Consider the following 8,509-nt stretch of genomic DNA (forward strand, 5'->3'; position numbering starts at 1 on the left):
ATCACCGGGTTGCAATTGCTGGGCTGAAACTACCGTTCGCTGACCTTGCTGATCGATTTTAGTTGCCATATCAGGGACTAGCGCCATCAAAGCCTGTACGCCTGAGCGAGCACGGGCCGCGGCCACTCCCTCTAGCCGTTCACCAATCAAAAAGAGTAACAACACCATAGCCGCTTCAGCCGTTTCACCCAAATATAAAGCCCCCAAAGCCGCCACGGTCATCAAGGTTTCAATGGCAAAAGGCGTTCCCGACTGGGCCAATTTCCAGGCTTTTCCTGCAATCGGGAACAGGCCGAATAGGCAAGTTAGTGTAAAGATCCACATCGCCCACTCTGTTGACCACGGAGCAGCGATAGCTCCTATCGCCATTGCAGCACCAATAGTGCCAATACGGAGGTTGTCTGGTTGTAACCACCAGGGTACTGATTGTTGCCCTTGATCCGATGCTGCCTTCATTGACGATTGAATCGCAAATCCAGCATTGGTGACCGCTTGCTCTACACGATTCGCGGTTTCCGCTTGGTTAAATTGCACAATTAATTTTTGCGTCGTAAACAGAACTTTTGCATCAACAACATCAGTCACTTTCTGCAAAGCCGTTTCTATTTTTCTCGCACAAGATGGACAATCCATCCCCACGACTTGCCAGCTTTGCTGATACAACGCCTTGGCTATAATAGGCTCTTCCTCTTCGAGTGCAGTGCTTTCACAACAACGTCCACCACAACAAGAGGTACTATTGGACGTAACACCATGCTGCCCTGCATGATTCAGGTTTGTGGAACAACACGCTGTCGACGCTTGATCAAAATCAGATGGCTGAGTAGCACAACAACCTTCATGCTTTACACACATAAATAAAGCTCCTTGACTGAGTATGTATAAAGCATAAACCTTAGAGTTAACTCCAAGGTCAAGACCTTAATGAGATAAAATAATTAATCAAAAAATGCCCATAAACCTATGGGCATCATCTCCAAATTTAACTGTTATCAATAAATTAAGAAATTATAAGAAATTAAAAAAAATTAAGGTAAAACTAAACCGGATTCTTGAAACACGCGGTTAAATTTTTCGCTATCGCCAGCAACACATCACGCCGAGTAATGATGCCAACCAACTTACCTTGTTCGACGACTGGATACACTTTCGGTTTACCGACTTTCATCATATCCGCGAGTTCAATGATCGACGTATCGGGTGAAACAGAAAGCACCTCTTGATGCATACAGTCACTGACAATGTGGGTATCTTGACAGAAATAACTCACTTTAATCAGTTTATCGAGTAAATCTTGTTCAGATATAAACCCAATAACTCGTTTCTGCTCATCAATGACTGGCCCCCCTAAATGACGAGAATGCATGACTCGTTCAAGAGCGGCACTCAGTGACATATCGGGGCTGAAGGTAACCGCTTGAACGGTCATGTAGTCTCTTACTTTCAATGAATCCATTACTGTCTCCTTGCGTCATGAACTACGCCTATACAGTAAGTGTTGACTAATTTCTTGATTTTACTAAATAGAAATCAATATTTTTTATCTGAGAAACTAACGATACCAGTAGTGACTGGCCAGAGAAGGGGGTGAATCGTCGATAAGAGGAAGCCAGCACACGCTGGCAAACTCAATGGCTACCAGCGTTGGGCGGCTTGATGGTCGGAGTCGCGTGACTCAACCCAACGGGAACTTTGCGTGGTGCGCTCTTTTTTCCAAAAAGGTGCTTGGGTCTTTAATGTATCCATAATAAATTCGCAAGCCTCAAAACTAGCATGGCGATGAGCACTGGTAACGCCAACAAAGACAATCTGCTCACCGGCATCCATATCACCAATTCGATGAATGACTCGAACCTTTTGTAAAGGCCAACGACTCAGGGCCTGCTCACAAATAGCCTCCAGTGTTTTTTCCGTCATACCGGGGTAATGCTCTAAATGCAGCCCAACCACATCATCGCCTAAATTCATGTCACGCACTTTGCCGACAAAAGTCACAATCGCGCCAGCGCCACTACCTTGTGCTAAAGCGGCGTATTCATCAGCAACAGAAAAATCGTCATATTGAACGGAAACGTTTGAATTCATGCTGTTCAGCCTCCAGTTACCGGTGGAAAGAAAGCGACTTCATCTCCCGATTGTAAAGGATGCATCATTGGGACAATCGATTGATTAACAGCGGCAAGTAATTTATCAGCCTGTAAGGCAAGTGGCCACTTGCCTTCTTGTTGAGATAAATAATGACGAAGTGCTTCTACCGTTTCAAAACGAGCCTCAAGCTCTATTTGATCGCACCCGAGCAATTCTCGAGTTTGTGCAAAAAAAAGTACTTTGATCATTGTTCTGCCTTAAAGTGTCCTGATTTACCGCCCACTTTTTCAAGTAAACGAACCTGTTCAATCACCATATCTTTTTGTACCGCTTTACACATATCGTAAATCGTTAATGCGGCAACAGAGGCTGCGGTCAATGCTTCCATTTCAACCCCGGTTTTTCCTGCTAATTTACACACCGACTCGATACGAACTCGATTTTCATGTACTAAAGCTTCAAGATTCACTTCGACCTTTGACAGCAATAAAGGGTGACAAAGCGGAATGAGATCCCAAGTTTTTTTTGCTGCCTGAATCCCGGCAATTCTCGCCGTTGCAAATACATCACCTTTATGATGCTGCCCCGAAATGATCAGTTGCAAGGTTTCAGGTGCCATGCGCACATAAGCTTCTGCTCTGGCCTCTCGCTCAGTATCTCGCTTGGCAGAGACATCAACCATGTTAGCTTCACCACTGGCATTAATATGACTAAACTGGTTCATCATGCTCCCTTTTATAGGCTCAAGTGCGGCATAAAATTACAAGGACGGTGGCTGGCATCCAACTGCTGTTTAATAATTTTTGTCCAGCCGGTTCGACACGCTCCGGTCGAACCGGGCATGGCAAAAATCACCGTATGATTAGCAAACCCAGCCACAGCACGAGACTGGATAGTAGAGGTTCCGATCTCTTCATATGACACCATACGAAATAGCTCGCCGAACCCTTCAACCTCTTTATCAAATAAGGGTTTTAATGCTTCTGGCGTACTGTCACGCGAAGTAAACCCTGTACCTCCTGTAATCAAAACAACCTGAACGTGCTCGTCAGCAATCCACTGGGAGACAATGGCACGAATTTGATACATATCATCAATGACAATTTGTTTATCAACTAGCTGATGTCCCGCTTCTATAAGTTGATCCGCTAAATAACGGCCGGAGGTGTCATTGTCTTCCGTCCGTGTATCTGACACGGTTAATACGGCAATATTCGCCGGTTGAAATTTACTTTCTGCATGCCCCATTTATTCACCTTCACTATTTATTCGTTGCTAGGGTCTGTTGACCTTTCGCGATTAAATTTTGTTCGAAAGGTCGACAGACCCTAAGTCACACCACTATCCACCGATAGAAGCAAGATGTGGTGTGATTCCCGTATTCCCCTCATGCAAAAAGTGGCTTACGGATTTATTCTGTAGTTGTCTTTGGATACGTTGAATCAATGCTGATTGCTGCTCATCATCTTGCAACAGATCGCGCAATTGAACGCCTTGGTCACCAAATAGACATAAATGCAACTTGCCAAGAGCTGAGATACGTAAGCGATTACAGCTATGGCAGAAGTTTTTCTCATACGGCATAATCAGCCCAATTTCACCCTGATAGTCAGGATGTCGATAAACTTGGGCTGGCCCATCATTTTTACCGCGAGCCTTAAGTTGCCACCCATCAGCGATGAGTTGATTGCGCAACGCAATACCAGACACATGATGTTGAGTAAACAACGAGTCCATCTCCCCCGTTTGCATCAGTTCAATAAATCGAAGTTGTATCGGGCGATGTTTAATCCAAGCCAGAAACTGCGGCATCGTTTGTGCGTTGAGATTTTTCATCAATACCACATTGACTTTGACTTGCTCAAAGCCAACTTCGAAGGCACGGTCAATCCCTTGCATGACTTGATAAAAGCGGTTTTCACCGGTAATTTGTTGAAACATACGAGGGTCAAGGCTATCGACACTGACATTAATATCCGTCAGCCCAGCTTGTCTCCATTCGTCAATTCCCTTTGCCATACGATAGCCATTGGTCGTCGTTGCGACTTTTTCAATGCCTTTCTCACCGGCAACCGTGTGTATGATTTCAGTAAAATCTTTACGTAAGCTTGGCTCTCCGCCAGTAATTCTGACTTTAGAGGTACCACAGTGAGCAAAGGCACTGACAATGCGATGGATTTCAGGCAAGGTTAAAAAGGAGGAATTCTTTTTCCCCGAAGGTTGATAACCATCGGGTAAACAATAGGTACATTTAAAATTACAGACGTCTGTAATAGACAAACGCAAATAATAAAACTTGCGTTGAAATCGATCTTCAAATTGTTGCGCCACGGAACACCTTTCCAAATACGGGAGGCATAACCATTTCCAGTTAGGCCCTTGTGACGTGAAGTCACTGGCTTATGTCACTTATCATTATAGACTTAGCAACACTAAGCTCGGAGTTATGGCAACTAAAGAGGTCAGAGTATCCTCTCAATTGCAGCTAGGCGCTAAAATACTTAATATTGGTGTGTGATTCCAGTACCAGCACGAAAAAAACTTACTTGTCACTCAAATTACCTGAAAATGAGTACCATCTGTCGCTGAATTACTCTAAATTTTAAGGCATCGCAGGGCATAAGAAGAAATGTATGAGCCTCTATAAACATAAAAAGGTGGTCGCCATTGGCGGTGGTCACGGATTAGGCCGAGTATTGGCGGCATTAAACGTTTTTGGCAGCAACGCAACTGGGATTGTAACCACAACCGATAACGGTGGATCGACAGGGCGCATTCGTCATTGCCAAGGTGGTATTGCGTGGGGAGATACTCGTAACTGTATTAATCAGTTAATTACCGAGCCATCGATCAGCTCAATGATGTTTGAGTACCGATTTAAAGGCGCGGGTGAGTTAAATGGGCATAATCTAGGAAACTTGATGCTGACGGCACTTGACCATCTCTCGGTCAGGCCGTTGGATGCGATCAACCTTATCCGCAACATGCTAAAAGTCGATGTGAATATCGTCCCCATGTCTGAACACCCTGCAGATTTAACCGCACTATCGACGGAAGGGAAATGGGTCACAGGGGAAACAAGCGTCGATGAAATGCAGCAAGACTTGTTAAGACTAGATCTTGACCCAGAAGTCCCGGCGACTCGGGAAGGTGTCCACGCGATTGAGCATGCTGACGCCATTATTCTTGGCCCAGGCAGCTTTCTGACCAGTGTAATGCCACCATTGCTGTTACCAGAAATCGGCCACGCTATTGCCAATAATACTCAAGCTAAACTTATCTTTGTGGAAAACCTCTCGCCAGAATACGGGCCAGCAGGGCGAATGAGTTTGGCCAAAAAACTCGAATGGTGTGAACGAGCTTGCCAAGCACGTGAAATCGATGTGATTCTTGGAGCCGAACCTCACCCTGAATTACTGGATAAGTGGAACTGCATCACTCGTGACCTCGCCTCACCCAACCGTGACTGGCGACACGATCGCGTCAAGCTTCGTCAAGCGATTGAAGAGCAATTAATTGATTAATTGATTAATTGATTAATTGATCATAATGATGGGCCGTATGCTTGAGTTTATCAATCATACTCGCCACTTCAATAGCCTCGTCTATGGCTATCCCTTGCTTGAATTGATGGTCGAGCGCTTGAGCCTTTGCATGCAGTCTATCAGCGCCAAAGCTAGCAGCACTGCTCTTTAAGGCATGACTAATTTCAGCCAAGTAAGCGAGCCGTCCTGCATTTTTTCCATCAGATAAATTTTTCTGATATGTGGATAGCTCGCTTAAAAATATCTCGATTAAGAGTGGCAAGTTTTCTGCGCCAATCTCTTGTGATAAGCGCTCAATCTTATTGCGGTTGATCCATTCCATGGGCGATTACCTTTCCTTCTCTCGCTCTTGCTCTTTTTCATTCCAGGCTTGTAACTTACGATAAATTGTTGATGGGCTAACATCTAAGTAGCTCGCAGCGCGGGGAATATTACCATCACACGCCTTAATGGCTTGTTCTATCGCTTGTTTTTCTGTCACCCATAATGGAAAGATATCATGCACAGAAAGCACAGATTCCATCGTTTGAGACACTAAACGTTCTTGAGTACTCGGTAAATTCAACGGTGGCGGTAACATAGACAAGGTAATCTCTTGCCCATTATTAAGCACCACCACGTTACGTAACACATTTTGTAATTGGCGTACATTTCCTGGCCATTCGTAATGCTTAAAGCGTTCAATGACTTCAGGAGAGAGACGAACAAATTCCTTTCCTTCTTCTTTGGCCATATGCCCAAGCAATGAGTAAGCAATTTCAATCACATCCTCCCCTCGCTCTCTTAGTGGCGGCAAATGGAGAGGAATGACATACAATCGATAGTACAAATCTTCGCGAAAACGCCCCTCTTGAACTTCTTTCCAAGGATCACGGTTGGTCGCACACACAAAACGCACATCAACTTTATGCATTTTTGAGGAGCCGACTTTTTGAAAAGTCCCGGTTTGAATAAAGCGCAATAGCTTGGTTTGTAAGTCCAAATCCATTTCGCATAATTCATCTAAAAACAGAGTGCCACCATCCGCTAGCTCTGCTGCACCTTGCCGATCAACGGCAGCGCCAGTAAATGCGCCTTTGACATGGCCAAATAATTCGCTCTCAATTAAATCTTTTGGTATCGCAGCACAGTTAATGGCAATAAACGGTTTTTCGCCACGTTTACTCGCCGCATGGATCGCTTCAGCACAGACCTCTTTTCCGGTACCACTTTCTCCCGTGATAAAAATACTGGCTTTACTGCTGGCCGCAGAATCAATCGTTCGATACACCAATTGCATGGTCTGGCTACTGCCAATAAACCCTTGATAACTAGAATTATTCGCATGGCTAGGATTATTTTTTAATTTAGAAGCTTTACGAATTGCATTATTCACGGTAATCCGTAACCGATCCGCTTCACAGGGTTTAATTAAAAAGTCCTGAGCGCCATAACGCATCGCTTCCACTGCGGTATCGATCGAACCATGCGCGGTCATAAAAATAACAGGCACATCCGGTGAACGCTCTTTGACCGCTCGCAACACATCCATCCCAGTCATATCTGGCAAGCGCAAATCAAGTAAAATTAAGTCCGGTTTACGTTGATTTAAACTTTCAATGGCATCGCGTCCGGTACCAACAATAGTGATATCAATTTCTAATGGCGTTAAATAGGAACGATACAGCGCAGCGACCGAAACGGTATCCTCGACCATAAGTAGATGTTTTGATTTGAAGTGATTCTCAGTGTGTTGCATAACCCAGCCATTTATTATTTGCATTTTGATTAATCATTGCATTAAGAGTTGCATTTTGCAAATTTCATGTTGCTATTCTATTATTAATGAGCGGTCAATGTCGCGTAATATCCTCATAAACCAGCAATTTTATACTTGGCATGAAACATGCTTATTTAAAAGCGACCCTAACGGGTCACCTAGCCAACTGACGTTGTTAGTGAATACTATATTCATACTATATCAGCCAATAGACCTTTTTCTATTGGCTATTTTTTTGCCTTTACCCCGCACTAACGATTCATATCATGTGCTAACTATTCGCAATAAATTGCTGCCGCAATTTTTCTATTTCATCTCGCTTAGCCGCCGCTAACTCAAATTCAAGATCTTGTGCGTGTTGGTACATTTGTCCTTCTAATTTTAAGATTTCTTTCTCTAGTTGTTGAGGGGTTAAGTGTCTATATTCAGCTCTCTCTTCGGCGACTTTCGACAAAGGCACCACCCAGCTCACTTTTTGTTTACGTGCCTTAGTCGCATCGCCTAGCTCCATGATATCGCTAATACTACGCTTTAAAGCCTGTGGCTGAATGCCCATGCTCTCGTTATAGGCACGTTGTTTTTCTCGGCGACGTTCGGTTTCATCGATCGCTTTTTTCATCGACTTTGTTACGGTATCAGCATAAAGAATGGCTTTCCCTTCCAGATGTCGAGCCGCGCGACCAATCGTTTGGATTAATGAACGTTCAGAGCGCAAAAAGCCTTCTTTATCGGCATCTAAAATGGCCACTAAAGAGACTTCTGGCATATCTAACCCTTCTCGTAATAAGTTGATACCCACCAAAACATCAAACACACCAAGCCTTAAATCACGAATGATCTCAACTCGCTCAACAGTATCAATGTCTGAATGTAAATAGCGCACCTTTATCCCATGTTCATGCAAATATTCGGTGAGATCTTCAGCCATACGTTTGGTTAACGTCGTGACCAAAACTCGCTCATTTTTCACTGAACGTAATCGAATCTCTGATAGCAGATCATCCACTTGAGTCGTAACCGGGCGAACTTCCAGTGCCGGATCGAGTAATCCTGTGGGCCGAACCACCTGTTCAACCACTTCACCAGCCGATTTTTCTAGCTCATACTGACTCGGGGT

11 protein-coding genes and 1 riboswitch are annotated in these 8,509 nt (G+C 44.3%); of the genes, 1 reads left to right on the top strand and 10 read right to left on the bottom strand.

Features of this window, described 5'->3' with window-relative positions; all coding sequences use genetic code 11:
• The 7 genes from B7C60_RS18720 to moaA all read right to left on the bottom strand — a co-directional run.
• Window positions 1-855, bottom strand: an 855-nt coding sequence (locus B7C60_RS18720) for a cation transporter (protein WP_245869086.1), incomplete at its 3' end; no start/stop codon positions are given.
• Between the two features lie 184 nt (window positions 856-1,039).
• On the bottom strand, window positions 1,040-1,456 hold the full coding sequence (locus B7C60_RS09090; protein ID WP_099611379.1) for a CBS domain-containing protein: 417 nt from the start codon (window positions 1,454-1,456) through the stop codon (window positions 1,040-1,042).
• A gap of 179 nt (window positions 1,457-1,635) precedes the next feature.
• Entirely contained in the window at window positions 1,636-2,085 is a 450-nt protein-coding gene (gene moaE / locus B7C60_RS09095) for a molybdopterin synthase catalytic subunit MoaE (RefSeq protein ID WP_099611380.1), read from the bottom strand.
• Between the two features lie 5 nt (window positions 2,086-2,090).
• Window positions 2,091-2,336 carry a molybdopterin synthase sulfur carrier subunit gene (moaD, locus tag B7C60_RS09100; RefSeq protein ID WP_099611381.1) on the bottom strand — a complete coding sequence of 82 codons (246 nt, stop codon included), beginning with the start codon at window positions 2,334-2,336 and terminating at the stop codon, window positions 2,091-2,093.
• Window positions 2,333-2,812 carry a cyclic pyranopterin monophosphate synthase MoaC gene (gene moaC, locus B7C60_RS09105; protein WP_099611382.1) on the bottom strand — a complete coding sequence of 160 codons (480 nt, stop codon included), beginning with the start codon at window positions 2,810-2,812 and terminating at the stop codon, window positions 2,333-2,335. Before moaC ends, moaD begins: the two co-directional genes overlap by 4 nt.
• 11 nt (window positions 2,813-2,823) lie before the next feature.
• Window positions 2,824-3,336: a molybdenum cofactor biosynthesis protein B gene (gene moaB, locus B7C60_RS09110; RefSeq protein ID WP_099611383.1), complete on the bottom strand. Its 513-nt coding sequence runs from the start codon at window positions 3,334-3,336 to the stop codon at window positions 2,824-2,826.
• A 93-nt stretch (window positions 3,337-3,429) separates the two neighbouring features.
• Entirely contained in the window at window positions 3,430-4,419 is a 990-nt protein-coding gene (moaA, locus tag B7C60_RS09115; protein ID WP_099611384.1) for a GTP 3',8-cyclase MoaA, read from the bottom strand.
• Window positions 4,408-4,544, bottom strand: a riboswitch (molybdenum cofactor riboswitch). (Overlaps the previous gene by 12 nt.)
• Window positions 4,545-4,721: 177 nt before the next feature.
• Between moaA and B7C60_RS09120 the strand changes: the two genes are divergently transcribed.
• Window positions 4,722-5,612: a YvcK family protein gene (locus B7C60_RS09120; RefSeq protein WP_099611385.1), complete on the top strand. Its 891-nt coding sequence runs from the start codon at window positions 4,722-4,724 to the stop codon at window positions 5,610-5,612.
• Window positions 5,613-5,616: 4 nt separating this feature from the next.
• Here the strand turns inward: B7C60_RS09120 and luxU are convergent, their stop codons facing one another.
• From luxU to B7C60_RS18725, 3 genes are all read right to left on the bottom strand, one after another.
• A complete protein-coding gene (gene luxU / locus B7C60_RS09125; protein ID WP_099611386.1) occupies window positions 5,617-5,955 on the bottom strand; it encodes a quorum-sensing phosphorelay protein LuxU in 339 nt (112 codons plus the stop codon).
• 6 nt (window positions 5,956-5,961) lie between these two features.
• Window positions 5,962-7,371, bottom strand: a complete 1,410-nt coding sequence (luxO, locus tag B7C60_RS09130) for a quorum-sensing sigma-54 dependent transcriptional regulator LuxO (RefSeq protein WP_099611657.1) — start codon at window positions 7,369-7,371, stop codon at window positions 5,962-5,964.
• A 292-nt stretch (window positions 7,372-7,663) separates the two neighbouring features.
• The coding region (locus B7C60_RS18725; protein ID WP_245869089.1) for a helicase-related protein at window positions 7,664-8,509 on the bottom strand (846 nt) is incomplete at its 5' end.

Origin of the sequence: Vibrio fujianensis, from assembly GCF_002749895.1 — a bacterium.
Lineage (GTDB): Bacteria > Pseudomonadota > Gammaproteobacteria > Enterobacterales > Vibrionaceae > Vibrio > Vibrio fujianensis.